The following is a 26,166-nucleotide window of genomic DNA, read 5'->3' as shown; positions in this document are numbered from 1 at the left end:
AAATTAGCCGGCGTTAAGTAACGGCAAGGTCGTGCGATTCCTGGCACGATCAGTGGAAATCCCGTGACACGGCACCGAGTTCCGGCAGGAGGTCGCTGTAGTCATGAAGACGGCTTGCTACGAGGTGGCGCACGCCTTCGATCGACTGCCAGCGGCCGTCGACCGCCAACAGCACGGCTTCCAGTAGCGCCTGCCGACAGGCCTCGGCCACCGCGGGTCGCACGATGACGTTGACCTGGCCCGTTTCGTCCTCCAGGGCGACGAAGGTGATCCCGCTGGCGGTCTGGGGACGCTGGCGCATCGTGACCAGGCCGGCATGACGCAACCACGTGCCGCTGCGTGTGTCTTCCATGTCCCGTGCACGACGGACACGGCGCGACTGCAATATCTTGCGAATCAGCAGCAGGGGATGGCCCGCCAGCGACAGGCCGGTGGTGGCGTAATCGGCAAAGACGTTTTCGGCCATGCTGGGTGGGCGCAGTGGCGTAGGTTGTTCTGCCACGGCCTCCAGTAGCGGCAGGCTGCGTTCGATGCCGGAGCTCTCCCAGCGGGCGCGATGACGATGGCCGCTGAGCACGCGCAGGGCACCGGCATCCGCCAGGCGTTCGCGCTCGAAACGGCTAAGGCGTGCACGGTGGGCGAGGTCGGCAAGATCGCGAAAGGGCGCGCTGTCGCGTGCCTGCACGATGCGTGCGCCGAGGTCGGCCGATAAACCGCCGATCAGGCGTAGACCCAGGCGCAAGGCAGGACGTGGGGTCCGGGTCGCTTCCAGCGTGCAATCCCATTGGCTGGCGGTGACATCGGCTGGGCGCACCTCGGCGCCGTGCCGACGCAGGTCGGCGACGAGTTGCGCCGGCGCGTAGAAACCCATCGGCTGGCTGTTGAGCAAGGCGCAGCAGAAGATTTCCGGATGGTGGCATTTCATGTACGACGAGGCATAGGCGATCAACGCAAAGCCGGCCGCGTGCGATTCGGGAAAGCCGTAGCTGCCGAACCCCTGGATCTGGTCGATGATCTGCTGGGTGAACTCGGGGGTGTAATGGTTCTTCGCCATGTTGGCACGGATCTTCGGCTCGAATTTCTGCAACCCGCCGCGGCGCTTCCACGCCGCCATCGACCGGCGCAGGTCGTCCGACTCGCTTTCGGTGAAATCCGCCACCACCTGCAGCAGTTTCATCACCTGCTCCTGGAAGATCGGCACGCCCAGGGTGCGTTCCAGGACGTCCTTGACGCCCGGTTCGTAAACGATCTGGTCCGGCGGCAGCTGGCGTCGTTGCAGGTAGGGGTGAACCATGCCGCCCTGGATCGGGCCGGGCCTCACGATCGCCACCTGGATCACCAGGTCGTAGTAGATGGCCGGTTTCAGGCGCGGCAGCATCGACATCTGCGCACGCGATTCGATCTGGAACACGCCGACGGTATCGGCGGCCTGGATCATCGCGTAGGTTTCTTCATCGTCCATGGGAATGTCGGCCATGCGGGTGTAATCCTCGCCGCCACGGGCACGCAGCAGGTCGATCGCCTTGCGCATGCAGGTCAGCATGCCCAGCGCCAGGCAATCCACCTTGAGCAGTTTCATCGTTTCCAGGTCGTCCTTGTCCCACTGGATGATGGTGCGGTTGTCCATTGCCGCGTTCTCGACGGGCACCAGATGGTGCAACGGCGTATCCGAGATGACGAAACCGCCTACGTGCTGGGACAGGTGGCGAGGCATGCCGTTGAGCTCGTGCACCAGCACGATCAGCTGCCGGATGGTGCGACTGGCGATGTCGAAACCTCGCTCCTGCAGGCGCTGGATGATCGGCACCTCGCCATGCGCGTGCGAATAAGCACGGCTGAGCTGGTCGAGCTGGTCTTCGGACAACCCCAGCGCACGCCCGACATCGCGGGCGGCACTCTTGGGCCGGTAACTGATGACCGTAGCCGCCAGCGCGGCCCGTTCGCGGCCGTATTTCTCGAAGACGTACTGCAGGACTTCCTCGCGGCGCTCGTGCTCGAAGTCGACGTCGATGTCCGGTGGCTCGTCACGTTCCAGCGAGATGAACCGTTCGAACAGCGTGGTGATCTGGTCCGGGTTGACCTCGGTGATGTGCAGGCAGAAACAGACCACCGAATTGGCCGCGGAGCCGCGGCCCTGGCAAAGGATCTGCTGCGAGCGGGCGAACCTGACGATGTCCTGCACCGTGAGGAAAAATGCCTCGTAACGGCACTTGGCGATGAGGTCCAGTTCTTTTTCGATGCGTGTGACGAGGTCGGGTTTCATGCCCCCGGGCCATCGCCGCGCCGCGCCCTCGTAGGTGAGACGGCGTAGGTAAGCGGCAGGATCGGTGCCTTCGGGCACCAGTTCGCGCGGGTAGACGTACTGGATCTTGCGGAGGTCGAAACCGGTGCAGCGGGCGGCCACCACGAGGCTTTGCTCCAGCATGTCGCGGGGATAGATGCGCGCGAGTGCCTCACGCCGACGCAGGTGGCGTTCGCCGTTGGGAAAGAGGTGGTGGCCGGCCTCGGCCACGCTGCGGTTGAGGCGGATCGCCGTCATCACATCCTGCAAGGCGCGACGCCCGCGCAGGTGCATGTGCACGTCGCCGGCGGCGACGCATGGCAGCCCATGCCGTTCCGCCAGGTGACGCCACGCCGCCAGTTCGGCCGCATCGTGCTGGCCGCGGTGCAGTTCCACGGCCAGCCAGGCGCGATCGCGGAAATGCGTGGCCACCCACGCTGCGCGGTCGTCATGGGTGGCGGCATCGTGGGCCGCCAACGGGCCCGTTGCCCACAGCAGGCAGAGGCCATGGGCGAGGTTTTCCAGGTCGGCACGGTGCAGCTCGTAGCGTCCTTTCGGGGCGCGCCGTCGGCCCAGCGTGATCAATCGGCATAATTCGGTATAGCCGTCCTGGTTTTCTACCAGCAGCACGAGCGTGGTGCCGTCCGCCAGACGGAACTCACTGCCGACGATCATTGGCAGGTCGACCTCCAGCGAGGCTTCCAGTGCCCGGACGATGCCGGAAAGCGAACACTCGTCGGTGATCGCCAGGGCGGTATAGCCGATGTCCCTGGCGCGCTCGAACAGCTCACGCGCGCTGGAGGCGCCGCGTTGGAAACTGAAGTCGCTCAGCGCATGCAGCTCGGCATAGGCGGGAAGGTCGACTTCGCCCTCGTTTGCGGGCGGCGGCAGGGTAAAGGGCAGCACGGCGACCTAGGCGAACCAGCCGTGCAGCATCCAGCCGTCGAGGGTGCCCGGCGGCAGGTAGGCCCAGGCCTGCTGCCCGGATGGCGTGCGCACGATGTAGTAATCGCGACGCGTGTCGTCGCCGTCCCACCAACCGCTTTCGATACGCTCCGGCCCGGCCAGCACGGCAACGGGCTCGGGACGCATCGGTAGTGGACGTGGCAACAGCCATAACGGGCGTCGGCGGCGTGGCAGGGCCACCGTGGTATCTGGCGGGCCGTAGCGCATGGCGCGCTCCGGTCGATGGTCGGCCACCATGGCGATCTGCCGGAGTGCCGCATCGCCCAGGCGGGCGCGCAGCCGTTCGTCGAGCGTGGGCCAGTCCAGTCCGTCGCCGCGGATGGGCTCGAAAAGGTCGCGCACCGGTGGCCGGAAGACCGGGAGTTCCTCGGCATCGAGTTCGATGGCGCGCGCCGGTGCGGGCAGCGCAGTGCGTTCGAGCCGGGTGCGGGCCAGTTCGAACAGGCGTTCCGCCTCGCGCTGGGGTGCGGCCATCGCCACGACCACGCGCGTGGTGGCGCCGCGGGCATGCTCGAGCGTCAGGGTGAAACGCTGCACGCCACCGTCGCGTGCGGCGAGCAGGTTGGCGAGCGAGCGGGTCAGCCGGCGCAAGGGAAACAGCAGTGGCTGGCTGCCGTCCAGTTCGCTGTCGAACTCGATCTTCTGTCGGAAATTTGCCGGTGGCTGCCACGCGGGCAGCGGTGCGGCGGCCTGACCACGGAGACGATCCAGCCAGTTCACGCCATCGCGGCCGATGCGACGGGTGAGCTCCGGGCGCGGCAGCCGGAAAATGTCGCCGAGCCGGCGAAACCCCATGGCCTGGAGCGATTTCACCGTCGCGGCAGGCAGGCCGGCCTGTCCCAGCGACAAGGCGCCCAACATGCGGACGACGCCTTGCGGTTCGGGCAGCACCATGCCATCAGCGTGCGCCGCGAACACCCACGAGGCAGCAGGGAAGGGCGTTGCCGCCATGGTGTGGACATGGCCCTGTTCGCCCAGGCCATGACGGAGGCGTTCGGCGATCACCGGCCAGCCGTCGAACAGCCTCAGGCTGGCGCCGAGTTCGAGGAGGATGGCTGCAGGGGGTACCAGGCTGACGTGTCCGCTGAACTGGTAGCACCAGGCGGCGAGTTCCGCGAGCAGGCGGGACTCGGCGGCACGATCGCGTGGGCGTACATCCAGTGCGGGGCAAAGGGCGCGCGCCGCGGCGAGGCTCTGTCCCCGACGAACACCGGCGGTGGCCGCTTCCGTATTGGCGGCGGCGATCAGGCGCTGGCGTGACCGGGTGTCGAGCAAGGCAGAGGGGCCTGCCTCCGAGGTCGCGGCGAAGGCGGCGGAGAACGCCAGGCCGGGAAAACGGAGGCAGGCCCAAAGCATGGCTGCGTAGGAAAGGCGGCGACGAAGCGTTCGTCACGACGGCGGGTGGAACACGTCGTCATGACGAGGTTCATCAGGCCCGCATGCGCAGCAGCGGAGCGGTGGTGGTCAGCAGTCCGCGCGACTTGAGGACATCCACATAGGTGGCCTCGTCGCTGTTGCTGACCTTGAGACGGAGTGCCGCAGGGCTGTTCTGCGCGGCATGCGCGGCGGGACGGAAGATCATGGCGCAGGCGTCGCCACTTTCCGCGGCCAGCTGCAGGCGACGAAGGCTGCGATAGTCGATATCCGGCAGCCAGCCGACCACGGCGCCGCAGCAGCCGGAGCGCAGGCATTGCTCCATGCTCCAGGCCGCCTCGGTCGTGCCGGCATGGATTTCATGCAGGAAGCGCAGATCGACCCCGGCGGCCGCGAGCGCTGGCGCATAAGGCAGATAAGGAGGAGCGACGAAGATCACGCGGCGGTGTTCCTGCGTGAGCGCGGCCAGCGCGGGCATCACAAGATCCAGTTCGCCCAGGCCATCGTGTTCGAACAGGATTTCACTGAGCGCACCCTGCGGCCATCCCCCGCCAGGCAACTTTGCGTCCAGGGACGTCCAGCCCGTGGAAAGCGCGCGCGTGCGCGGCTGACGATCGGCGGAACGGCGCCAGATACCGGGATGGTCGAGCACCTGGGCGAGGGTCGGGGCAGCGATGGCATTCATGGTCAGGTCCTGCGGATGATGCCGACGTAACGCCCTTCGATGGCGAACGCGTGGCGACGGGGATCGACTTCGATGGGCTGGAAGTCGGGGTTTTCAGGCAGAAGAAGGAGGCGGCCGCGTTCGTGCCGGAGGCGCTTGACGGTGACTTCGTCGTCGAGCCGGGCCACCACGATCTGCCCGTCGGTGGCGGTGGCCGTCTTGTGCACGGCCAGCAGGTCGCCATCGAGGATGCCGGCATCGCGCATGCTCAGGCCGACGACGCGCAGCAGGTAGTCCGCGCGTGGCCGGAACAGGGCAGGGTCCACCTCGAGCTGCGCTTCGATGTTTTCTTCCGCCAGGATCGGCGAGCCCGCGGCCACGCGGCCGATCAGCGGAAGATCGTTGGCTGCGGCGGCCCGCATGAGGGCCGCGTTACCCGCCGACAGGCGCAGGCCCCTGTGCTGGGGGGAGCGCTCGAGGACACCCTTGCGGACCAGCGACTCCACGCAGGCCTGCGCCGAGCTGTGGCTGGGGAAGCCCAGGGCATCGGCGATCTCGCGCAATGTGGGCGGCAGGCCCTGCGTTTGCAGGTATTCCTGCAGGAAGGCGAGGGTCTTTTGCTGGCGCTCGGTGAGGGTAGGTGTCGACATGTGTACATTTGTACAGATGTCGGGCCGCCGGTGCAAGAGGGTAGGCCCGTTGAGAAAATCCGGAAACGTAGCCGTGTCGTCCAGGCTTACAGAAAGCGGTGGGCAAGCGCGACTGTCGATTCTGGCAGCCAAGGTGAATGCTCACCTCGGATCCTGCCAGCAGGCCCCGGCCCCTTCATTCCCGTGGGAGAACAGCATGATCATGGATCGATCCGGTGCCGGAAACGAAACGGTTGTCGTCTCCTGCCAACCTTCGCAACTTGCAAGCGAGCACATCACAGCCGAGTATCCCGCCATGGAAAATCGCCTCAGCCGACTGGAAGTCGCCACGACCCAACTCGACACCCGCCTTGCGCGCGTCGAAGTCACCCTCGAGCACATCGGGGAAGACCTCAACGGTCTCCGTACGGATTTCCGCGACCTTCGCAACGATATGAACCATTTACGTGACCAGTCGCGTAACGATATGAGCCATTTACGTGACCAGTCGCGTAACGATATGAGCCATTTACGTGACCAGTCGCGTATGGATTTTCGCGTGCTATTTGGCGCGATGATCAGTCTTGCCCTGGGCATGGCTGCCCTGATGGCCAAGGGGTTTCACTGGATCTGACCGAAACGCGCATCGGGCTTGCACGTTTTTGCACGTTTAATTACATTGATGCGTATTCCTTGCTTTCGGCCTACGCATGAATCCCGTCCGCGCCACCCGGCTCATCTTTCTTCTTTCCGGCATCGGCATGGCCAGTTGGGCCCCGATGGTGCCCTATGCCAAGGAACGCCTTGGCCTGGACGACGCCACGCTCGGTCTCGTCTTGCTCTGCATGGGCTGCGGCGCCACAGCGGCCATGCCCCTCGCGGGGTTCTTCACCCACCGGTTCGGTCACCGCGATGTCATCGGTGTCAGCGGCTTGCTGGTCTGCCTCGCGCTGCCCCTGCTCACCCTTGCGCCGAATGCATGGTGGCTGGGTGCGGCACTCCTGTTCTTCGGTGCATCGCTCGGTGTGGTCGATGTAGCCATGAACGCGCACGCGGTGGATGTCGAGAAACAGCAGGGCCGGCCGATGATGTCGGGCTTCCACGGGCTATTCAGCGTTGGCGGCCTGGCGGGTTCCGCCGGTATGGCGGCGTTGCTCCGGTTCGGCTCGCCGCTGACCGGTAGCGCCATCGCGGTCTCGGTGCTGCTGCTGCTGATCGTCGGCACCCAGTGGCGACACTTCCTCGTGCGTCACGACGACGGCTCGGGCGAGGCGCGTGCGCGGTTCCGCATGCCGGGCGGGGCGGTGTTCCTGCTGGGTTTCCTGTGCATGGTCGTCTTCCTGGCCGAGGGCGCCATGCTCGACTGGAGTGCCGTGTTCCTGCGCTTCTCGCGCGGTTTCGATCCCGCCACGGCCGGCCTGGGCTATGCGGCGTTTTCCGTGGCGATGGCCGTGGGCCGCCTGCTCGGCGACCGCATCACGGCATCGCTGGGCGCCACGACCATCGTGCGGGTCGGCAGCCTGGTCGCCGCCGCCGGTTTCTTCCTCGCCACGCTGCTGCCGTGGGGCCCGATAGCACTGCTCGGTTTCGTGCTGGTGGGCATCGGTGCGTCCAACATCGTGCCCGTGCTGTTCAGCGCGGCGGGACGCCAGGTGAGCACCTCACCCGGTATCGCCATCGCTACCGTCACCTCACTGGGCTACGCGGGCATGCTCGCGGGGCCGGCCGTCATCGGTTTCGTCGCCCACGCCAGCAGCCTGTCCATCGCCCTGGCGGGCGTGGCCGCCCTGCTTGTCGCGGTATCCCTTTGCGCATCCATCGTTCGCCGCTGAAAGGAGTGTTCCATGCATAACAAACGCGATGTCGTGATCTTCGATTTCGGTGGCGTGCTGATCGACTGGAATCCCCGCTATCTCTACCGCAAGCTGTTCGGTGACGATGTCGAGGGCATGGAGACGTTCCTCGCCGAGGTGACCACACCGGAATGGAACCTGCAGCAGGATGCGGGCCGTTCGTGGGACGAGGCCGTTCGCCTGCTTACATCGGAGCATCCGACGAAGGCCGACCTGATCGCCGCCTACCAGCATCGCTGGGAAGAAACCCTGGGGGGCGCGATCGACGACAGCCTGCACATCCTCAGGGAACTGAAGGAGGCCGGCCATCCGTTGTACGGACTGACCAACTGGTCGCATGAAACCTTCCCCTTCGCACGGGAACGCTTCGATTTCCTCCGCCTGTTCGACGGCATCGTGGTCTCGGGGGAAGAGGGCACGATCAAGCCGGACCCGAAGCTGTACCGGACACTCCTCGAACGCTACGACATCGACCCGGCGCGCGCCGTGTTCATCGACGACAACAAGGCCAATGTCGACGCCGCCGAGGCATTGGGTATCCACGGCATCCCTTTCCACACGCCAAGGCAACTGCGTGACGAACTGATTGCCCTGGGTTTCCTTGCGGCATGAGCGCATCGCCCGACACCACGCTGCCACGTGAGCGGCAACCCTTGATCCTGCAGCGGCTACGTCGCGACGGCAGGGTGGTGGCCGCGGATCTGGCCCAGGAATTCCGGGTGTCCGAAGACTCCATTCGCCGCGACCTGCGCGATCTTGCAGCGCAAGGCCTTTGTCGCCGGGTCTATGGCGGTGCGTTGCTCGCGGTGAACATCCCGCCGCTGGGCGAGCGTCACGCCGAGCGCACGGAACTGAAGCACGCACTGGCCCGTATCGCGGTCGGCCTGGTCGGTACCGGACAGATCCTCTTCATCGACGCGGGGTCGACCAATACGGTGCTGGCAAGGATGCTTCCCGAACACCGGGACCTCACCGTCGTGACCAACGCCCCCGATGTCGCCCTTGCCGTGCTGGGTCGCCCCGGTTTCGAGGTGATCCTGCTGGGTGGCCGGGTCGATCCTTCCATCGGCGGTGCGATCGGCTCGCGTACCGTACGCCAGGCGCAGGATATCCGCGCGGACATCTGTTTCCCGGGGGTCTGCGCCATCGATCCCGAGCGGGGGTTGTGGACCTACGACGAAGAAGAGACGGTGTTCAAGCAGGCGATCATCGAAGCCAGCGGCGAGACGGTGGCGATCGCCACGCCGGACAAGCTGGTGGCCTCGGCCACGCACCACACGGTGCCCATCACCGGCATCTCGCATCTGGTGGTGGCAGCCGATACGGAGGCGACGGTGGTGGCGACGTATCGCGACGCCGGGGTCACCGTGCACTGCTGACCTGGAAAAAAGAACGGCGCCCTGGAGGGCGCCGTTCTGCGATACCCATCGGAAGGTCGGTCAGCCGGCCTTTTTCTTCGCCAGGCGCAGCCACGTGTCGACCACGGTGTCCGGGTTGAGCGACACCGATTCGATACCCTGTTCCATCAGCCATTCGGCAAGGTCCGGATGGTCCGACGGGCCCTGGCCGCAGATGCCGATGTACTTGCCCTTGGCCTTCGCGGTCTTGATCGCCATGGACAGCAGCTTCTTCACCGCCGGGTCGCGTTCGTCGAACAGGTTGGCGACGATGCTCGAGTCGCGATCCAGGCCGAGGGTCAGCTGGGTCAGGTCGTTGGAACCGATCGAGAAACCGTCGAAGATGTCGAGGAACTCGTCCGCCAGCAGCGCGTTGGAAGGCACCTCGCACATCATGATGACCTTGAGGTCGTTCTCGCCCTGCACGAGGCCGTTCTTGCGCAGCACCTCGATCACCTTGCGGCCCTCGTCCAGCGTGCGCACGAACGGGATCATGACCCATACATTGGTCAGGCCCATGGTTTCCCGTACGTACTTGGCGGCCTTGCATTCCAGGGCGAACGATTCGGCGAAATCCGGCGAGACGTAACGGCTGGCGCCGCGGTACCCGATCATCGGGTTTTCCTCGTGCGGCTCATAGCGCGAGCCCCCGAGCAGACCGGCGTATTCGTTCGACTTGAAGTCGGACAGGCGCACGATCACCGGCTTCGGGTACACCGAGGCGGCGATGGTCGAGATGCCCTCGGCCAGGCGGTCCACATAGAACGAGACCGGATCCTTGTAGCCGGCGATGCGCGTATCGATCCGTGCTTTCGTCTCCGCATCCTGCTTGTCGTATTCCAGCAGCGCCCTGGGATGCACGCCGATGTGGCTGGCGATGATCATCTCCAGGCGGGCCAGGCCGATGCCTGCGTTCGGCAGCATGCCGAAGTCGAAGGCGCGCTCGGGGTTGGCCACGTTCATCATGATCTTCAGGGGCGCTTCCGGCATGGCGCCCAGGTCGGCGGTGATGCGATCGAACTTCAGCAGGCCTTCGTAGATCGTGCCGGTGTCGCCTTCGGCACAGGACACGGTGACCTCGGCGCCGTCGGGGATCGAGGCCAGCGCGTTGCCGCAGCCGACCACGGCCGGCACGCCGAGCTCACGGGCGATGATCGCCGCGTGGCAGGTGCGGCCACCTCGGTTGGTGACGATGGCGGCGGCGCGCTTCATCACCGGCTCCCAGTCGGGGTCGGTCATGTCGGCCACCAGCACGTCGCCGGGCTGTACCTTGTTCATGTCGGAAAGCGACTTGATCACGCGCGCCTTGCCGGAGCCGATCTTCTGGCCGATGGCGCGACCCTCGGTGAGGACCTTGCCCTTCTCGTTGAGCTGGAAACGCTCGAGCGTGGTGGCGTGCGAGCGCGACTTCACCGTCTCGGGGCGGGCCTGGACGATATAAAGCTTGCCGGTGTTGCCGTCCTTCGCCCACTCGATGTCCATCGGGCGGTCGTAGTGCTTTTCGATGATCAGCGCCTGGCGGGAGAGTTCCTCGACATCGCTGTCGACGAGACAGAACCGGTGGCGTAGCTCGGCCGGCGTCTCCTCGATGCGGACGCGCTCGCCCGGCTGGTCGGAATAGACCATGCGCTGCTGCTTGGCGCCAAGGCTGCGGCGGAGCACCGCCGGCTTGCCGTCACGCAGGGTGGGCTTGAAGACGTAGAACTCGTCAGGGTTGACCGCACCCTGCACGACCATCTCGCCCAGGCCGTAGGAACCGGTGACGAAGACGACGTCGCGGAAACCGGATTCGGTGTCCAGCGTGAACAGCACGCCCGAAGCGCCGACATCCGAGCGCACCATCAGCTGCACGCCGGCGGAGAGGAAGACGTCCTCGTGCTTGAAGCCCTGATGGACCCGGTAGGCGATGGCGCGATCGTTATAGAGCGAGGCGAAGACTTCCTTCACCTTGTGCAGCACGTCGTCGATGCCGACGACATTCAGGAAGGTTTCCTGCTGGCCGGCGAAGGACGCGTCCGGCAGGTCCTCGGCGGTGGCCGAGGAGCGCACGGCCACGGCGATGTCGTCCGCGCCAGCGTCCTTGCACAGCGTGATGTACGCCTCGCGGATGGCTTGCTCGAGGTCGCCGGGCAGGGCAGTGTCGACGATCCAGCCGCGGATCTCCTTGCCGCCCCGGGTCAGCTCGTCCACGTCGTCCACATCGAGGCTGGCCAGGCGCTGCTGGATGCGCGTGGCGAGGCCGCTCTTCTCGAGGTACGTCTGGAAGGCGTCGGCCGTGGTGGCGAAGCCCCCGGGCACCGAGACGCCCAGTTTCGCCAGGTTGCCGATCATCTCGCCGAGTGAGGCGTTCTTGCCGCCCACCTTGCCGAGGTCGGTCATGCGTAGCGCGTCGAGCCAAAGTACCAGGTCGCTCAAAGGAAGTTCCTCACATCGGTTGGGCGGCGGGCCGCGCTGGAAAACCGGCGCATTGTCGCGGTGGTATGGTCGGCTTACAAGCCGCGATGCACCAAACGCGCAGTGATTCTGCGGGGTGGATGGTTATGAGGACGTATTGGTCTTAAGGTGAGGGCCGGGAACCAGCCAAGGAAACCGTTCGATGCGGCGCACCGTCTTCTTCATTTCCGATTCCACCGGTATCACCGCCGAGACCATCGGCAACAGCATGCTGGCCCAGTTCGACGGGGTGCAGTTCGATACCCACCGGCTGCCGTTCATCGACAACGCGCAGAAGGCCGAGGCGGCCTCGCTGCGGATCAAGACCAAGTACGCCCAGGACGGGCACCGTCCCATCGTGGTCAACACGATGACCTCCCGGGCCCTGTGCGACATCGTCGCCGGCAGCGGCGCCCTGATGCTGGATGTCTTCGCGCCGTTCATCGAGCCGCTGGAGGCCGAACTGGGCGCCAAGCAGTCGGGCGCGGTCAACCGGTCGCACGGCCTGGTGGATTTCGAGCGGTACGAGGCACGCATCGAGGCGACCAACTACGCCCTGGCCCATGACGACGGCCTGGACGTCGACTACAACCAGTCGGACGTGGTGCTGGTGGGGGTGTCCCGCTCGGGAAAAACCCCCACCTGCCTGTACATGGCCTTGCATTACGGGGTCTGCGCCGCCAACTATCCGCTCACGGACGACGACCTGGACAAGCTGGAACTGCCGGTCCGCCTCCGCCCCTATCGCAGCCGCCTCTTCGGGCTCACCATCGATCCGGTGCGCCTGGCGCAGATCCGGGAGCAGCGCCGCCCCGGCAGCCGCTACGCCACGTTGAAGCAGTGCCGCTGGGAACTCGAACAGGCCGACCGGCTGATGCGGCGGGAAAACATCCCCGTCCTCAACACGACGCACACATCGATCGAGGAGATTTCCAGCAAGATCTTCGAGTACCTCGGCATCGAACGACACATGTACTGATCGAGTAAACGATACGGAGACCGCCATCCTTTATGACCGCTGTGATTGAACGCCCCACCGCGCTGATCCCGGGCCGCTTCGAGTTCCTGATGGGCCTGTACGCGGAAAACTACCATCGGCTGGCGCGCCTGTTCGCGCCGGAACGGCTGGCGCCCGGGCGTTACGTATCCGACGTGGATGATGGGTTGATGGTGCGGCTGGACGTCCAGGAAAAGCATCCGTACACGCTCGAGCTCGAGCTCACCTACGACTTCGTCGACGAGGCCACCGGGCATCCCTCGCCCTCGGCACAGCTGCGCATGTACACCGATGCCCATGTGGCCGAGGCCATGCATTGCCATCCGGGCCGCAAGCTGTGGCAGGTGCTGGGCCCGTTTCCGCCTGCGCATTCGGTCTTCCAGCACCGTCTGCGCATGAACGGCTTCCTCAGCCGCTGGCTGGAGTACCTGGCCGAGCAGGGCCATTCGATCGGCACGCTTCAGCGGATCGATACCCCGGTTCCCTGATGGTCTGGGGCCTGGGCATGCCGACATGTCGGTGTCTTGGCATGCCGACATAACGCGCCAGCGCCCATGTAGGAGCGCACGATGTGCGCGACATGTGTTGAGGCCGATAGATGGAGCTGGCGCGCCAGACCGTCGATTGTCGCGAAAAGATGTCGCGCACGTGCGTGCGCTCCTACATGCCTATGCCGGTACATGGGGAGACCGGCCAAATTCCAGGCAAAAAAAATCCGCCAGATGGCGGATTCCTTTTGGAAGTAATGGCGGAGCGGACGGGACTCGAACCCGCGACCTCCGGCGTGACAGGCCAGCATTCTAACCGACTGAACTACCGCTCCACACTTACCGTCCAACACGTTCCAACAACTACCAACTTCTCGTCCATTCACTTCCTGGCGGACCAGAAAGTGGCGTCCCCACGGGGATTCGAACCCCGGTCGCCACCGTGAAAGGGTGATGTCCTAGGCCTCTAGACGATGGGGACGTCTTAGAAGTTGGTGGAGCCAGCCGGGATCGAACCGGCGACCTCCTGCATGCCATGCAGGCGCTCTCCCAGCTGAGCTATGGCCCCCTGCTGGAAGCCGCAAAGATTACGTCCGACCCATCCGTTCGTCAAGCATTCGTTACACTTTTTTTGAATTTTTTTTCCACGAAACGAGAATGACGAGGCGTGACGGCCACTTGCGTGTGTCACGTAGCGCATGTCGTTTCGCTCGCCGCGTGTCGCGTCGCGCAAGCACGGGTTAACCTGTAGGTTCGACATCACAGGGACAGGCATGCACGGCATCGTTTTCATCCAGGACCTGGCCACGGTCATGCTCGTCGCGGGGCTGACCACGGTGATCTTCCAGCGCCTCCGCCAACCGGTGGTGCTGGGATACATCATCGCCGGCCTGCTGATCGGTCCGCATACGCTGCCGGTCATCTTCATCCACGACGAGCAGACCATCCGTACGTTGTCCGAACTGGGCATGATCCTGCTGCTGTTCGCGCTCGGGCTCGAGTTCAGCCTGAAGAAGCTGCGCGCCGTCGGCGGTGCCGCGCTGGTGGCCGCGTTCTCCGAGATCGTGCTGATGGTATGGATCGGCTACGAGATCGGCCGGTTCTTCGGCTGGTCGGCCATGGATTCGATTTTCCTCGGCGCGATGCTGTCCATTTCCTCCACCACCATCATCATGAAGGCGCTGGAAGACCTGGGCCTGAAGCGCGAGCGCTTCGCCCAGCTGATGTTCGGCATCCTCATCGTGGAAGACCTGCTGGCCATCGTGCTGATGGCGTTGCTCACCGGTATCGCCAGCACCGGCGGCGTCGAGGCGGGGCAGGCGTTCGCCGCGGTCGGCCGGCTTGGCCTGTTCATGGCCGTATCGCTCGTGGTGGGCCTGCTGCTGGTGCCGCGCGTGGTCGATTACATCGCGCGCGTCAGTCGCAACGACGTGTTGCTGGTGGCCGTGCTGGGCATCTGCTTCGGTTTCTGCCTGCTGGTCACCGAGATGGGCTACAGCGTGGCGCTGGGTGCCTTCATGATCGGCGCCATCGTGGCCGAGTCGGACAGCGTGGCACGCATCGAGCGGATCATCATGCCCGTGCGCGACATGTTCAGCGCCATCTTCTTCGTCGCCATCGGCATGCTGATCGATCCGGCCCTGCTGGCGGCCTATGCGTGGCCGATCACGATCGTCACCATCGCCGTGGTCGTGGGCAAAGTGGTGACGTGCAGTTTCGGCAGCTTCGTGGCCGGCAACGACGGGCGCACCTCGTTGCGGGTAGGCATGGGCCTGGCCCAGATCGGCGAATTCTCTTTCGTCATCGCCTCGCTCGGCCTGACCCTGAAGGTCACCAGTAATTTCCTTTATCCCGTGGCGGTGGCGGTCTCCGCCATCACCACCTTCCTCACGCCCTATCTCATCCGCTCGTCGGACCCCCTGGCCAACGTCCTCTCCCGCGTCTTGCCCGTGCGCGTGACGGGCGTGTTCGGCGCCTATACCGAATGGATGGGCAACCTGGGGCTGCAGGGGCAGGGCGCCATCGTGATGAAGATGATCCGCCGGCTCGTCTGGCACGTGGTCATCAACACGGCGCTGGTGGTGGCGGTGTTCATTGCCACGGCCTTCGCGTATCGCCGCGGGTTCCTCCACCTGGACATCCTCAGCGGCGATGCGACGGTCCGGCGCAGCCTGGCCTGGTCGATGGCCGCGCTGGTCTCACTGCCGATGATCGTGGCCACCTACCGCAAAGCGGAAGCCCTGGGCATGCTGCTGGCGGAGTTGTCGGTGCCGGACCGTTTCGGCAGTGGCACCTACCGGATTCGTGCCGTGCTGGCGAGGATCGTGCCCCTCATGGCGATGCTGGTGATGGGACTGCTGGTGGCGGCGCTGGCGTCCACGATCCTGCCTCCGCGCGAGGTGGCGGGCCTGCTGATCCTGGTCGGGATCGGGCTGGCCTGGCTGATGTGGCGGGTGCTGGTACAGGTGCACGCCCGACTCCAGGCCGCCCTGCGCGATACCCTGGACAAGCCCGGGGCGGACCCTCACGAATGAGCCGGTCACGATTTTTGAAAGGTTTCTGAACTTTCCATGTGAAACCTTGTCTTTCGACCCGTCATTGCAAGCAGGACGCGAACCACCGCACAATGGCGATTCTGCCTCCACAAGGAGGTGTACACCGGCGGCGTCGCCGAATCTTTCCAAGAGAGGGAGTATTCAATGAAGCACTTTTTGCGTCCCACGATGACGGCCGTCGCCCTGGCGGTTGCGCTGGGTACGGCTGCGGGCGCATCCGCCCAGGCCGCCAAGCCGGCTGCCTCCGGGGCACCGGTCGATAAGCAGAAGGCCAGCTACGTCGTGGGTTGGGACCTTGCCAGCTCGCTGCCGCCGCTCGTCGCGAAGGAAGTGGATGCCGCCACGGTAGCCAAGGCACTCCAGGCCGCCCTGTCCGGCCAAAAGCCGACCATGTCGGAAGCGGAAGCCAAGTCGGTTCGTGAAGCCTTCGTGTCCCAGCTGAAGGTCAAGGCCGAGGCCGAGTACAACAAGGTCGCCGCCCAGAACAAGTCCGAGGGCGATGCTTTCCTGGCCAAGAACAAGTCGGCTTCCGGCGTGAAGGTCACGGCCTCGGGCCTGCAGTACCAGGTCGTCCAGGCCGGCACCGGTCAGCGTCCGGGTCCGAACGACACCGTGACCATCAACTACACCGGCACGTTCGTGAACGGCGAGAAGTTCGATTCCTCTGCCGATCACCAGCCGGCCGGTCCGGCCCAGATCCCGCTCGCCGCGGTCATCCCGGGCTTCCGCGAAGGCCTGCAGCTGATGCAGACCGGCGGCAAGTACAAGCTGTTCATCCCGTCGAATATCGCTTACGGCGCCAAGCCGGAAAACGGCTTCCCGCCGAATGCGACCATCATCTTCGACGTCGAGCTGCTCAAGACCGGTCCGACCCCCGCGGGTCAGGGTCCGGGCGCCGGTCCGGCGCCGGGCGGCAAGTAAGCCCCCGGTTCCATCGGTGAAAAAGAAAGGGCGCGGAGCAATCCGCGCCCTTTTTCGTGCGCCCCCGTTACAATCGGCCGTTAGATTGCTTGCCGGAGCCACCCTGGGAGTCGCATGAAAGTCACGATCTTCGGAACCGGCTACGTCGGCCTCGTCACCGGCACCTGCCTTGCGGAAATGGGTAACCATGTCGTCTGCGTCGACGTGGATGCGACCAAGGTCGCGCGGCTGAAGTCGGGCGACATCCCGATCTACGAGCCCGGCCTCGAACCCATGGTGATCCGCAACCACGCGGATGGCCGGCTGGATTTCACCACCGACGCCGCGCCCGGTATCGATCATGGCCAGGTCGTCTTCATCGCGGTCGGCACGCCCCCCGACGAGGATGGCAGCGCCGATCTCAAATATGTCGTGGCCGTGGCCAATACCATCGGCGACCACATCGACCGCTACACCGTGGTGGTCAACAAGTCGACGGTGCCCGTGGGCACGGCGGACCGCGTGCGTGCCGCGATCGCCGCGCGGTTGCAGGCGCGCGGCGTGGACGTGCCGTTCGACGTCGTGTCCAACCCCGAATTCCTCAAGGAAGGCGATGCGGTCGAGGACTGCATGCGTCCGGACCGTATCGTGGTCGGTGCGTCCAGTGAGCGTGCCGTCGCGGTGCTGCGCAAGCTGTACGCGCCGTTCAACCGCAACCACGACCGCATGGTGGTGATGGACGAACGCTCGGCCGAGCTGACCAAGTACGCGGCCAACGCGATGCTGGCCACCAAGATCAGCTTCATGAACGAAATCGCCAACATCGCCGAGCACGTGGGTGCCGATGTCGAACTGGTTCGCCAGGGCATCGGCGCCGATCCGCGCATCGGCTATCACTTCATCTATCCCGGTGCGGGCTACGGCGGCTCGTGTTTTCCGAAAGACGTGCAGGCGCTGGCGCGCACGGCGCACGGCGTGGGCTACGACGCGCGCCTGCTCGATGCGGTCGAGGCGGTGAACGACGCGCAGAAGTCGCGCCTGTTCGCGCTGCTGTCGAAGCACTTCGACGGCAAGCTCACGGGCCTGACCGTCGCTGTCTGGGGCCTGGCCTTCAAGCCCAATACCGACGACATGCGCGAGGCACCCAGCCGCCGCCTGATGGAATTGCTGTGGGATGCCGGTGCAAGCGTACGTGCGTTCGATCCGGAGGCCGCGGACGAAACACGGCGCATCTACGGCGAACGCGACGACCTCGTGCTCGTGGAGCGGCCCTTCGATGCGTTGCAGGGCGCGGACGCGCTGGTCATCGTCACCGAGTGGAAGGCCTTCCGCGCCCCGGATTTCTCCCGGATCAAGTCGATGCTGGGCACGCCGGTGATCTTCGACGGGCGCAACCTGTACGACCCCGCGCAGGTCGAGGAAGCCGGCATCGCCTATTACGGTATCGGCCGCGGCCGTAGCCTGGCGGGACATGCGCATGACTGAACCCGTCGACGACCGCCTGACCGAGCTCGAGGTGCGTCTTTCCTTCATCGACGACACCGTCAACGGGCTGTCGTCGGCCGATACGGAAATCGCGCGGCGCCTTGACCGGCTGGAGCGTGCCGTGCGTGACCTGCGTTCCGACCTGATCAACATGCGCGCCGGCATCGGCAGCGACCCGGCGAACGAACCGCCGCCTCCGCATTACTGACACCCGAACGAGTCTTACCGATCATGGCAGAGTCCCTGCGCGACCAGTTGTTGAAAAGCGGCCTCGTCAAGGAGGTCCGCGAAGAGAAAAGGACCGCCGCGCCGTCGCCACCGAAACAGGCGGGGGGCAGCGGCCAGCCTTATGCGGGCCGTAATCCGCGTCACGGCGGCAAGCCCTCGTCGGGCCAGGGCGGTCGGCCGCAGGGCGAGCGGCCGGCTGGCAGTGGCGGTGCCCGGGCCGGAAGCGGTGGTCCCGGAGGCGGCGGTAATCGCGCTCAGGACGGCCGTCGCGGCTCCGGTGGCGCTCGCCCCCAGGGTGGTGGCGGTGGCCGGCCGCCGCAGGCAGCCAAGCCCGCACGCACCGATGGCGAGATGGACCTGGCCAAGGCTTACGCCATCCGTGCGCAGGCCGAAGCGACCGAGCGTCGCCGTGCCGAGGCCGAGGCCGCCGAGGTGGCCCGGCTGCGCAAGGAAAAGAAGCGCAAGGTCGAGGAGCTCCTGAAGGGCAAGGCGAAGAACCTGGCCGACGCGGACCAGGTCAGGCATTTCCCGTATGGCGAGAAGATTCGTCGCGTCTATGTGGACACGGCCCAGCTGGCGGCGCTCAACGCCGGCGAACTGGGCGTGGTACAGCAGGGCGGGCGTTACCTCATCGTCGACAAGGCGGTGATCGATGAACTGCGTGCGCTCGCGCCGGAGTTCATTGCGCTCATGGTCGACCCGGATGCTCCCGCGGCCGACGACGGCGTTCCCGACGACCTGATGTGGTGACACGCCGGCTGCCTGCGCCGGCGTGACGTCAGGTCACGCTGGCGGCATGGCCAGCGCGGGGTTGTCCCAGCCTTCCTTCTTCGCGAAGCGTGCGCCGTGCTTCTGTTCCAGGCGGGCCAGCCGCTCGCTGATGGCGACGACGCCCTCCGTGCGGAGGTACTGGATGGGGCCGCCACGGAACGGCGCGAAGCCGGTGCCGAAGATGACGCCCGCATCCAGGAGATCGGCGTCGTCCACGACACCTTCGGCAAGGCATGCGACGGCCTCGTTCACCATCGGCAGGATCATCCGGTCCTGGATGTCGGTCGGTGGTACGTAGTCGGGATCGACTTCGGGTTTGTCCGGCTTGCCGTCCTTCCAGACGTAGAGACCTTCACCGTCCTTCTTGCCGCGCTTGTTCGCGGCGAGTTTCTCGTCGAGTCCGGCCGGGATAGCCAGGCCCAGGAAGGGCGCGAGTTCCTTGCCGACGGAGGCGCAGACGTCGAGACCGACCGTGTCGGCCAGTTCGATCGGGCCCATCGGCATGCCGAACTTCTTCGCCTCGCGATCCAGCACCGGGCCGGGCACGCCCTCGTTGTACAGGCGCATCGCTTCCATCAGGTAGGGCATGAGGATGCGGTTGACCAGGAAGCCCGGGGTGCCCTTGACCGGCACCGGCAGCTTGCCCAGCGCCTTGCAGAAGGCGAGGGCGCGTTTTTCGATGGCCGGGTCCAGTGCGTCGTGACGAACGACCTCCACCAGCGGCATCTGCGCAACGGGATTGAAGAAATGCAGGCCGAGGAAGCGCCGCGGTGCCGCCAGGCCCTGGCGCAGTTCGTCCAGCGGAATGGACGACGTGTTGCTGGCCAGGATCTGCTCGGCGGTGAACTGGGGTTCGATCGTCGCGTAAAGTGCGTGCTTGGCATCGGCGTTTTCGAAGATCGCCTCGATGGCGAGGTCCGCCTGCGCGACCCCGTGGCCTTCGACGTCCGCACGCAGCCGCGCGACGGCGGCATCGACCTTCGCCGGTGCCTTGAGCTTCTTCTCGAAGAGCGACCGTGCGCGTTGCAGCGCTGGCTCGACGAAGCGCAGCTCGCGATCCTGCAGCGTGACGTCGAAGCCTTTCAGTGCGGACCATGCGGCGATGTCACCGCCCATGGTGCCCGCGCCGACGACGTGCACATGCCGGATGCCGTGCTCGATGCCGCCGCCCAACCCCTTCAGGCGTTCCTGCAGGAAGAAGATGCGGATCAGGTTGCGCGCGGTGGGCGTCGTGGCCAGCTTCGCCACCGATTTCGCCTCGAGCTTCAGCCGTTGCTGGATACCGGCGCCGCCGCGTGCCCACACGTCGATCAGCGCGAAGGGGGCGGGGTAGTGCTCCCTGCGCACCTTGGCGGCGGTCTGCTTGCGGACCATCGGCGCGAGGATGGCCCGTGCCAGAACGGTGTTGGTGGCCCAGGCCTTGGCCCGCAGCGCGAAGGGACGCGACGAGGGGCGCCGTGCCAGCTGTATGGCTTCGGCCAGCAATGCCTCCGGGCGCGCCAGGCGGTCGACGAGACCGACGGCGCGGGCACGTCGGGCGTTGAACGGCTTGCCCGTGAGCATGGCCGGAAGGGCGTCCGGCGCACCGATCAGTCGCGGCAGCCGCGCCGAACCGCCCCAGCCCGGATGGATGCCGAGCATGACCTCGGGCAGGCCGATCTTCGTGGTGTCGTCGTCCGCGGCGATGCGCAGGCGGCAGGCCAGGGCCAGTTCGGTGCCGCCACCCATGCAGGCGCCGTGGATGGCGGCCACGGTGGGGCAGGGAAGCCGGGCCAGGTTTTCGAAGATGCGCTGGCCGTTTTCGATGTTTTCCAGGACCGAGCCGGCATGGGCGTATTCGACGAACTCGCGGATATCGGCACCCACCGCGAAACCCGACGGCTTGGCCGAGTGGATCACCACGCCGCGCGGTGCCTCGATGGCCAGGCGTTCGACGAGACGGTCCAGTTCGTCGAGCACCTCGCGCGACAGCGCGTTGGCGCTGGAGCCGGCGCGATCCAGCGTGAGGACGACGATGCCGTCGTCGCCTGCCTGGGTGGTCCAGTGTTTGAATCGGAGTCCTTCGAACATGGGGAAAGTCGTGCGCTGGCGAGTGAGCGCATCACCTTACCGTTCCGTCGCGTCGAATGCGAGATATCCGCTGGCGCCGCCCCCGGTGTTACCACGATACTGCCCGCATCCTCTCGCAGCGACGCCCCATGGCACCCGACACCCAGGCAGGTACCGACGTCTTCGACCGCATCCTGGCGTCGCCCGGCCCCCTGGTTGCCCTGCAGTCGTCCGACCCCGCGATGCTGGTCGACCAGTTCCGCCTGGTGGCGCGGCGCACGGGCCAGGCCGTCTACCTCTGGCGACACGCGGAAGGCCTGGTGAGCCTGCGCGACGCGCAGATGCGCGTGCCTGGCTGCGTGCGCCTGGGCGACACCCTTCGGTACATCCTGCAAAGCCTGCATTTCGGCGTGTACCTGCTGGACATGCCGTCGGGTCCGCCCAGTGCCACCGACGGTGCGCTTTTGCGGCAACTGGCCCGCACGGCCACCGGGCACGTGCGCCGCGTGGTGCTGATGGGGGCCAGCGCCAGCCTGCTGGCCACGTTCGAGGACGACGTGGTCCAGGTGGACGCGGAATGGCGGGCACCGGCCGCCGCGCCGCGGCTGCGTGACGGCCGCTGGATCGTCTGAGCCCGTGTCCAACGTGCCCAACCCGCCCGGCATCCTTATCTTCACGCCGCGTCGCGACGTGCGCCGTGCCGTTTTCGACGCTTTGGACCTGGACGGCGATTTCGTCCTGCTGAGTGCACGCGACGCCACGCAACTGGAGGCGCTGCTCGAAGACGCACCGCCGCTGCACGTGGTGGTGGTGGGTGCCGACGGCGATCCGGACATCGCCCGGGGCCTGCGCATCCTGCGTGCCTGCGGGGAGTACGCATCGCTGCCCGCGGTGCACGTGGTGGACGACCTCCCTGGCATCGCCCCCGCGGGAGGCGTCGACTGGCTCCGCGAGAGCGCGATAGGTACCGAACTGGCCCAGCGCGTGCGGCAGGCCGTGTCGTCGGGTCCTGCCGTGCCGGCCGCGCCGCACCGTGACTACCGTTTCGCCTTCGATGCCGGTGCAGCGTGGGTGGTGGCGTCCAGTCCGCAGGGATGCATCCTCGAAACCGGTGACGCGATGGAGCGGCTGTGCGAGGGCGACGGCCCGGTGCAGGGCCGCCTGCTGGCCGAACTGTTCCATCCCGTCCACGAGGCTTCCTGGCCGCTGCCCGATGGGGATGCCATGGCGTGTACGCTGCGCCGGCGCGACGGTGTGGAGATCGTCGGCGAAATCGACGTGCGTCATCGTAACGACGGTGGCGAGCATCGCATCGCGGTGGCTTTTCGCGACATGCGCGCCACCGACACGGCCTCCCGGGCGCTTGCCCTCCTGGCCGTGCTCGAGGGCTGCCCCAGCGACGACGAGGGCATGGGTGAAGCGGCCGCGATGCTTGCCGATGCGCTCGACCTGGACGCGTTGGCCTTGTGGTCGGCGCTGCCTGAAAGCGAGTCGGGGCCCGAGTTGCTTACGCATCTTTACAACGGCATGGCGCCTGTGGACTGGCCCTCGCCCGACGATCTGCCCTTGCTCCGTACATGCCTTGGCGGTACCCCGCTGTTGCGACTGGCCGAAAGCGACGATGTCCCGCTGGGCGATCCGCTGATCGAATCGCTCGGGCTGGCGTCTTTCGCATGGCTGCCGCTGCTGGACGAACGTCGCAACGTGATCGGCGCGATGCTGGCCGGGCGGCGGCGCCTCGCCAGCGACGGTCGCGTGCTGGCGCTGGCGTTGCGTGCGGCGACGGCACGTTTCGCTGCGGCGCTGGAGTTGCGCCGGGCACGTGAGCAGGGCCGCGTGCGTGGCCTGATCGACGCGCTGACCGGGTTACCCAACCGTTTGCTGTTCAACGATCGCCTCGACACCACCATTCGCGAAGCGGAGCGTACGGGCGAGTTGTTCGCCATCCTCCTGGTCGACCTGGACCGGTTCAAGGGCATCAACGAGTCCCTCGGCCATGCCGTGGGCGACCAGGTCCTCAACGCCGTGGCACGCAGGTTGCGCGCCAGCGTGCGCGCCTCCGATACGGTCGCGCGCTTCGCGGGCGATGAGTTCACGCTGATCCTGCGTCACATCATCAAGCGCGACGACGTGCTGCGCATCGCCGAGAAAGTGGTGCAGGCCATGGAGGTGCCGCTGGCACTGGACGACGGTTCGGAGCTGCAGGTCACCGTCTCGGTCGGCATCGCGTTCTTTCCCGACGACGCCACCCAGGGTGAACCGCTGCTGCGCCATGCCGACGAGGCGATGTACGGCGCCAAGAGCCTGGGCCGCAACAATTACCAGGTATACGCCACCGACACCGGCGCGGCGCAGCAGCAGAGCGCCGAACTGAAGGCGCGCCTGCGCCACGCCGTGCGCAACGAAGAGCTGCGCGTCTTCTACCAGCCGCAGGTGGCGGCGGCCAGCGAGGATATCGTCGGCATGGAGGCCCTGGTGCGCTGGGAGCACCCCGAGCTGGGGATGATCAGCCCGGCGTTCTTCATTCCCCTGGCCGAGGCCAGTGGCCTGATCGTGCCGCTCGGCGAATGGGTGCTGCGTACCGCATGCATCCAGGCGAAGGCCTGGGAGGACCGGTTCGGCCTGCGGCTGCGGCTGGGCGTCAACCTGTCGGCGGTGCAGCTGATGCAGCCCGACCTGGCCGGCGTGGTGGCGTCCGCGCTGCACGACAGCGGCTTGCCGCCCGAGCTGCTCGAGCTCGAGGTCACCGAAAGCATCAGCGTCAAAACGGTGCCCCGGCTCGTCGAGACTCTCGATGCCCTGCATGCCCTGGGCTGTCAGATCGCCATCGACGATTTCGGTACCGGTGCCGCCTCACTGGACTACCTGCGCCGGCTGCCGGCAGACCGGATCAAGATCGACCAGAGTTTTGTGCGGAACATCGGGGTCGATCCCGACGACGAAGCCATCGTCAAGGCCACGATCGACGTGGCCCACCAGCTGAAACGGGCGGTGGTCGCCGAGGGCGTGGAGATCGAACAGCACCTGCAGTTCCTGCGCAGCAACGGCTGCGAGGAACTGCAGGGCTATCTGTTCTGCCGCCCGCTGCCGGCCGCCAGCTTCGACAAGCTACTGGGCGAGCGTGAGCGCCTGGTCGGCGACGGCACCCAGGATCGGCCCGCTTTTCGGGCGTAGTGCACGAATCAATCCCGGGGGTATGTCTCTATGTCGTCGACGCGCCCGGCATAGAAGGCGAGATGCCCCTTGATCGCCAGTACGTGGTCGAACGGGTCTTCATACGACCACGCGATGTCTTCTTTGTGGTCCTTCCTGCTGAAATAACTCGCATCGCCCTTGAAAGGGCAATGGGTTCGGGTCCTGCTGGTCATGAGTTCCTGCATTGCCACCTCGTCGCGCGGAATGTAGAAAACCGGCGGCAGGCTGCCCTCGCGAAGCAGCAGAGCGTTACGACTATCGGCCAGCACCGCGCCGCCCGCCCGGACGATCACTCGCTGCGCGGCTGGTTCCACGGTGATGGGATGATGCGGTCCCGGTTGCTTGCCACCTTGCATGTGAACCTCTCGAGTGATGACGGATGCCGAAGCCGGCGGCATGGACCGCCAAAATATTGGTGCCGATGATCATGGCGGCCGGCGATGGTTATCGGGGTCTCTTTCCAACGTGCCGTTCAGCCATTGGTGGGCATATTCCCACCGGCTGGGCCTGGCCCGTAAGTGAACTTGCCCGCGCGGCGCTTGTCTCAGCTGCGCCCGCGACTGGCCCCGAATGAGTTAAGGAGACGGCCCGGATGGGCGAAAACGAACTGGATCAAGCACTTGTCGAGCGCGTGCAGCAGGGTGACCGCCGCGCGTTCGACTTGCTTGTCCGCAAGTACCAACACAAGGTCATCGCGCTCATCTCGCGATACGTCCACGACCGTACGGAGTGCGAGGACATCGCGCAGGAAGCCTTTGTGCGCGCCTGGCGGGCTTTGGCCTCGTTCCGCGGCGAAAGCGCTTTCTATACATGGCTTTACAAGATCGCGGTCAATACGGCAAAGAACCACCTCGTCGCCATGGGGCGTCGGCCCCCGACGGGCGACATCGACGTGGAAGACGCTGTCTACGTGCCCGGGGCGACGCGCATGCACGAAAGCGCTACGCCCGAGCGCGAGCTGATGCGGGAACAGGTGGAACAAACGGTCTTTTCCACTGTCCAAGCCTTGCCCGAGGAACTTCGGGTCGCGATCACCCTTCGCGAGGTGGACGGCAAGAGTTACGATGAAATCGCCGTTCTCATGGACTGCCCCATCGGGACCGTCCGCTCGCGTATTTTCAGGGCTCGCGAAGCCATTGACGAAAAACTGCGGCCGTTGCTATCCGACCGCGAGGATCACACCCCATGAGCGAAACCAATCGCGAAATTCTCTCCGCCGGCATGGACGGGGAGTTGTCACGGGAGGAAATGCGCTTCTTGCTGCGCCGCGTCGAGGCCGACGCCAGCTTGGCGGGCGCATGGTCGCGTTATCACACGGTGCGTGATCGCTTGCGCGGCGAAGCCCACCTGGCGGCGTCGCCGGATTTCGCCAGCCGTGTCATGGCGGCGATCGACGCGGAGTCCGTGGTCGTTTCGGCGGCACCGCGACGTCGCTGGCTGCATTGGTCCGCGGGTGGCGCCATCGCCGCTAGCGTCGCTGTCGCCGCGCTGATGCTGTCACAGCCGGCGGGTCGCCACTCCACGGCGACCGACGTGGCCCAACAGGCCCCGGCCATGCAAGGCACTACCGTGGCGGATGTTCCCGCCGCTGCCGCCGCTCCCGTCGCACCCCAGTGGCTGTCGGGCAACGATGCGTCTCAGTTCACGCAGAAGGCGGCGTTCGATGGTTCGAGCGAAGCCGGCACCGCGTACCTGCCGCGTTTCATGCCGTACCAGATCCACCGCGCCCGGGCGTCGGAAAATCCCGAGGGCAACGGCTACCTGCTGCTGACCCGTCCGGACGGCAGCCGCTATGCGCAGCCGGTGTCCGTCCCGCAGGCTCGCTGAGCCGCGGTCGTATTCGCGCCCGCCGCCGTCCCCGGCGGGCGCTTTCCCTTCTGTTGATCCCCGGCGGTGCCATC

At 66.1% G+C, this 26,166-nt stretch carries 22 protein-coding genes and 3 tRNA genes; 15 read left to right on the top strand and 10 right to left on the bottom strand.

Annotation, left to right across the window (positions count from 1 at the left end):
• Positions 1-49: 49 nt before the first annotated feature.
• The 4 genes from ACVKN3_RS02825 to lexA all read right to left on the bottom strand — a co-directional run bounded on the left by ACVKN3_RS02825 (position 50) and on the right by lexA (position 5,935).
• Entirely contained in the window at positions 50-3,187 is a 3,138-nt protein-coding gene (locus ACVKN3_RS02825) for an error-prone DNA polymerase (RefSeq protein ID WP_354512598.1), read from the bottom strand.
• 6 nt (positions 3,188-3,193) lie between these two features.
• Complete coding sequence (locus tag ACVKN3_RS02820; protein WP_285401453.1) at positions 3,194-4,603, bottom strand: Y-family DNA polymerase; 1,410 nt, start codon at positions 4,601-4,603, stop codon at positions 3,194-3,196.
• Between the two features lie 73 nt (positions 4,604-4,676).
• Positions 4,677-5,306: a translesion DNA synthesis-associated protein ImuA gene (gene imuA / locus ACVKN3_RS02815; protein ID WP_036140830.1), complete on the bottom strand. Its 630-nt coding sequence runs from the start codon at positions 5,304-5,306 to the stop codon at positions 4,677-4,679.
• Positions 5,307-5,308: 2 nt separating this feature from the next.
• Positions 5,309-5,935 (bottom strand): transcriptional repressor LexA, encoded by a 627-nt coding sequence (gene lexA / locus ACVKN3_RS02810; protein ID WP_285401454.1) that lies wholly within the window; start codon positions 5,933-5,935, stop codon positions 5,309-5,311.
• A 196-nt stretch (positions 5,936-6,131) separates the two neighbouring features.
• Between lexA and ACVKN3_RS02805 the strand changes: the two genes are divergently transcribed.
• The 4 genes from ACVKN3_RS02805 to ACVKN3_RS02790 all read left to right on the top strand — a co-directional run bounded on the left by ACVKN3_RS02805 (position 6,132) and on the right by ACVKN3_RS02790 (position 9,146).
• Positions 6,132-6,548 carry a hypothetical protein gene (locus tag ACVKN3_RS02805; protein ID WP_051938722.1) on the top strand — a complete coding sequence of 139 codons (417 nt, stop codon included), beginning with the start codon at positions 6,132-6,134 and terminating at the stop codon, positions 6,546-6,548.
• 76 nt (positions 6,549-6,624) lie between these two features.
• Entirely contained in the window at positions 6,625-7,746 is a 1,122-nt protein-coding gene (locus ACVKN3_RS02800) for an MFS transporter (protein WP_354512601.1), read from the top strand.
• Positions 7,747-7,758: 12 nt separating this feature from the next.
• Positions 7,759-8,379, top strand: a complete 621-nt coding sequence (locus ACVKN3_RS02795) for an HAD family hydrolase (RefSeq protein WP_354512603.1) — start codon at positions 7,759-7,761, stop codon at positions 8,377-8,379.
• On the top strand, positions 8,376-9,146 hold the full coding sequence (locus ACVKN3_RS02790) for a DeoR/GlpR family DNA-binding transcription regulator (RefSeq protein ID WP_036140834.1): 771 nt from the start codon (positions 8,376-8,378) through the stop codon (positions 9,144-9,146). Before ACVKN3_RS02795 ends, ACVKN3_RS02790 begins: the two co-directional genes overlap by 4 nt.
• 60 nt (positions 9,147-9,206) lie before the next feature.
• Here ACVKN3_RS02790 and ppsA read toward each other — a convergent pair whose 3' ends face one another.
• Positions 9,207-11,579, bottom strand: a complete 2,373-nt coding sequence (gene ppsA / locus ACVKN3_RS02785; RefSeq protein ID WP_354512605.1) for a phosphoenolpyruvate synthase — start codon at positions 11,577-11,579, stop codon at positions 9,207-9,209.
• 181 nt (positions 11,580-11,760) lie between these two features.
• Between ppsA and ppsR the strand changes: the two genes are divergently transcribed.
• Positions 11,761-12,576 (top strand): posphoenolpyruvate synthetase regulatory kinase/phosphorylase PpsR, encoded by an 816-nt coding sequence (gene ppsR, locus ACVKN3_RS02780; protein ID WP_354512607.1) that lies wholly within the window; start codon positions 11,761-11,763, stop codon positions 12,574-12,576.
• A gap of 32 nt (positions 12,577-12,608) precedes the next feature.
• The gene (locus ACVKN3_RS02775; RefSeq protein WP_285401459.1) at positions 12,609-13,082 is read left to right on the top strand and encodes a DUF1249 domain-containing protein; all 474 of its coding nucleotides are present in this window, start codon (positions 12,609-12,611) and stop codon (positions 13,080-13,082) included.
• A gap of 258 nt (positions 13,083-13,340) precedes the next feature.
• Here ACVKN3_RS02775 and ACVKN3_RS02770 read toward each other — a convergent pair.
• The 3 genes from ACVKN3_RS02770 to ACVKN3_RS02760 all read right to left on the bottom strand — a co-directional run bounded on the left by ACVKN3_RS02770 (position 13,341) and on the right by ACVKN3_RS02760 (position 13,650).
• Positions 13,341-13,417: transfer RNA gene (locus ACVKN3_RS02770), tRNA-Asp, on the bottom strand.
• 70 nt (positions 13,418-13,487) lie between these two features.
• Positions 13,488-13,563, bottom strand: a tRNA-Glu gene (locus ACVKN3_RS02765).
• An 11-nt stretch (positions 13,564-13,574) separates the two neighbouring features.
• Positions 13,575-13,650, bottom strand: a tRNA-Ala gene (locus tag ACVKN3_RS02760).
• A gap of 205 nt (positions 13,651-13,855) precedes the next feature.
• Here ACVKN3_RS02760 and ACVKN3_RS02755 point away from each other — a divergent pair.
• The 5 genes from ACVKN3_RS02755 to ACVKN3_RS02735 all read left to right on the top strand — a co-directional run bounded on the left by ACVKN3_RS02755 (position 13,856) and on the right by ACVKN3_RS02735 (position 19,000).
• Positions 13,856-15,616, top strand: coding sequence for a cation:proton antiporter (locus ACVKN3_RS02755; RefSeq protein ID WP_285401460.1), 1,761 nt, complete (start codon positions 13,856-13,858; stop codon positions 15,614-15,616).
• 165 nt (positions 15,617-15,781) lie between these two features.
• Complete coding sequence (locus tag ACVKN3_RS02750; RefSeq protein ID WP_036140839.1) at positions 15,782-16,558, top strand: FKBP-type peptidyl-prolyl cis-trans isomerase; 777 nt, start codon at positions 15,782-15,784, stop codon at positions 16,556-16,558.
• A 114-nt stretch (positions 16,559-16,672) separates the two neighbouring features.
• On the top strand, positions 16,673-18,022 hold the full coding sequence (locus ACVKN3_RS02745; protein WP_354512610.1) for a UDP-glucose dehydrogenase family protein: 1,350 nt from the start codon (positions 16,673-16,675) through the stop codon (positions 18,020-18,022).
• Positions 18,015-18,230: a SlyX family protein gene (locus tag ACVKN3_RS02740; RefSeq protein ID WP_036144230.1), complete on the top strand. Its 216-nt coding sequence runs from the start codon at positions 18,015-18,017 to the stop codon at positions 18,228-18,230. The genes ACVKN3_RS02745 and ACVKN3_RS02740 overlap by 8 nt, the downstream gene beginning before the upstream one ends.
• A 23-nt stretch (positions 18,231-18,253) precedes the next feature.
• Positions 18,254-19,000, top strand: a complete 747-nt coding sequence (locus tag ACVKN3_RS02735; RefSeq protein ID WP_285401462.1) for a DUF2058 family protein — start codon at positions 18,254-18,256, stop codon at positions 18,998-19,000.
• Positions 19,001-19,033: 33 nt separating this feature from the next.
• Here the strand turns inward: ACVKN3_RS02735 and ACVKN3_RS02730 are convergent, their stop codons facing one another.
• Positions 19,034-21,091: a 3-hydroxyacyl-CoA dehydrogenase NAD-binding domain-containing protein gene (locus ACVKN3_RS02730; protein ID WP_354512612.1), complete on the bottom strand. Its 2,058-nt coding sequence runs from the start codon at positions 21,089-21,091 to the stop codon at positions 19,034-19,036.
• A 128-nt stretch (positions 21,092-21,219) separates the two neighbouring features.
• Here ACVKN3_RS02730 and ACVKN3_RS02725 point away from each other — a divergent pair, with 128 nt between their 5' ends.
• Complete coding sequence (locus ACVKN3_RS02725; RefSeq protein ID WP_285401464.1) at positions 21,220-21,702, top strand: hypothetical protein; 483 nt, start codon at positions 21,220-21,222, stop codon at positions 21,700-21,702.
• Positions 21,703-21,706: 4 nt separating this feature from the next.
• Entirely contained in the window at positions 21,707-24,244 is a 2,538-nt protein-coding gene (locus ACVKN3_RS02720; RefSeq protein ID WP_354512614.1) for a putative bifunctional diguanylate cyclase/phosphodiesterase, read from the top strand.
• 8 nt (positions 24,245-24,252) lie between these two features.
• Here ACVKN3_RS02720 and ACVKN3_RS02715 read toward each other — a convergent pair whose 3' ends face one another.
• Positions 24,253-24,621: a DUF427 domain-containing protein gene (locus ACVKN3_RS02715; protein WP_285401466.1), complete on the bottom strand. Its 369-nt coding sequence runs from the start codon at positions 24,619-24,621 to the stop codon at positions 24,253-24,255.
• Positions 24,622-24,857: 236 nt separating this feature from the next.
• Here ACVKN3_RS02715 and rpoE point away from each other — a divergent pair, with 236 nt between their 5' ends.
• Complete coding sequence (gene rpoE, locus ACVKN3_RS02710; RefSeq protein ID WP_036140845.1) at positions 24,858-25,454, top strand: RNA polymerase sigma factor RpoE; 597 nt, start codon at positions 24,858-24,860, stop codon at positions 25,452-25,454.
• A complete protein-coding gene (locus tag ACVKN3_RS02705) occupies positions 25,451-26,092 on the top strand; it encodes a sigma-E factor negative regulatory protein (RefSeq protein ID WP_285401467.1) in 642 nt (213 codons plus the stop codon). The genes rpoE and ACVKN3_RS02705 overlap by 4 nt, the downstream gene beginning before the upstream one ends.
• Positions 26,093-26,166: the final 74 nt, after the last annotated feature.

This window comes from Luteibacter sp. PvP120, assembly GCF_054055715.1.
Note: the sequence above shows the minus strand (reverse complement) of the source record. Positions and strands in the feature narration are given on the sequence as shown.

Excerpts from the sequence above, each read along its gene's own strand:
- ppsR (WP_354512607.1), top strand. The coding sequence starts at position 11,761 with ATGCGGCGCACCGTCTTCTTCATTTCCGATTCCACCGGTATCACCGCC.
- ACVKN3_RS02790 (WP_036140834.1), top strand. The coding sequence starts at position 8,376 with ATGAGCGCATCGCCCGACACCACGCTGCCACGTGAGCGGCAACCCTTG.
- ACVKN3_RS02715 (WP_285401466.1), bottom strand. The coding sequence starts at position 24,621 with ATGCAAGGTGGCAAGCAACCGGGACCGCATCATCCCATCACCGTGGAA.
- ACVKN3_RS02705 (WP_285401467.1), top strand. The coding sequence starts at position 25,451 with ATGAGCGAAACCAATCGCGAAATTCTCTCCGCCGGCATGGACGGGGAG.
- ACVKN3_RS02725 (WP_285401464.1), top strand. The coding sequence starts at position 21,220 with ATGGCACCCGACACCCAGGCAGGTACCGACGTCTTCGACCGCATCCTG.
- ACVKN3_RS02735 (WP_285401462.1), top strand. The coding sequence starts at position 18,254 with ATGGCAGAGTCCCTGCGCGACCAGTTGTTGAAAAGCGGCCTCGTCAAG.
- ACVKN3_RS02745 (WP_354512610.1), top strand. The coding sequence starts at position 16,673 with ATGAAAGTCACGATCTTCGGAACCGGCTACGTCGGCCTCGTCACCGGC.
- ACVKN3_RS02750 (WP_036140839.1), top strand. The coding sequence starts at position 15,782 with ATGAAGCACTTTTTGCGTCCCACGATGACGGCCGTCGCCCTGGCGGTT.
- ACVKN3_RS02775 (WP_285401459.1), top strand. The coding sequence starts at position 12,609 with ATGACCGCTGTGATTGAACGCCCCACCGCGCTGATCCCGGGCCGCTTC.
- ACVKN3_RS02820 (WP_285401453.1), bottom strand. The coding sequence starts at position 4,603 with ATGCTTTGGGCCTGCCTCCGTTTTCCCGGCCTGGCGTTCTCCGCCGCC.
- ACVKN3_RS02730 (WP_354512612.1), bottom strand. The coding sequence starts at position 21,091 with ATGTTCGAAGGACTCCGATTCAAACACTGGACCACCCAGGCAGGCGAC.
- ACVKN3_RS02795 (WP_354512603.1), top strand. The coding sequence starts at position 7,759 with ATGCATAACAAACGCGATGTCGTGATCTTCGATTTCGGTGGCGTGCTG.
- imuA (WP_036140830.1), bottom strand. The coding sequence starts at position 5,306 with ATGAATGCCATCGCTGCCCCGACCCTCGCCCAGGTGCTCGACCATCCC.
- ACVKN3_RS02755 (WP_285401460.1), top strand. The coding sequence starts at position 13,856 with ATGCACGGCATCGTTTTCATCCAGGACCTGGCCACGGTCATGCTCGTC.
- rpoE (WP_036140845.1), top strand. The coding sequence starts at position 24,858 with ATGGGCGAAAACGAACTGGATCAAGCACTTGTCGAGCGCGTGCAGCAG.
- lexA (WP_285401454.1), bottom strand. The coding sequence starts at position 5,935 with ATGTCGACACCTACCCTCACCGAGCGCCAGCAAAAGACCCTCGCCTTC.
- ACVKN3_RS02740 (WP_036144230.1), top strand. The coding sequence starts at position 18,015 with ATGACTGAACCCGTCGACGACCGCCTGACCGAGCTCGAGGTGCGTCTT.
- ACVKN3_RS02805 (WP_051938722.1), top strand. The coding sequence starts at position 6,132 with ATGATCATGGATCGATCCGGTGCCGGAAACGAAACGGTTGTCGTCTCC.
- ACVKN3_RS02800 (WP_354512601.1), top strand. The coding sequence starts at position 6,625 with ATGAATCCCGTCCGCGCCACCCGGCTCATCTTTCTTCTTTCCGGCATC.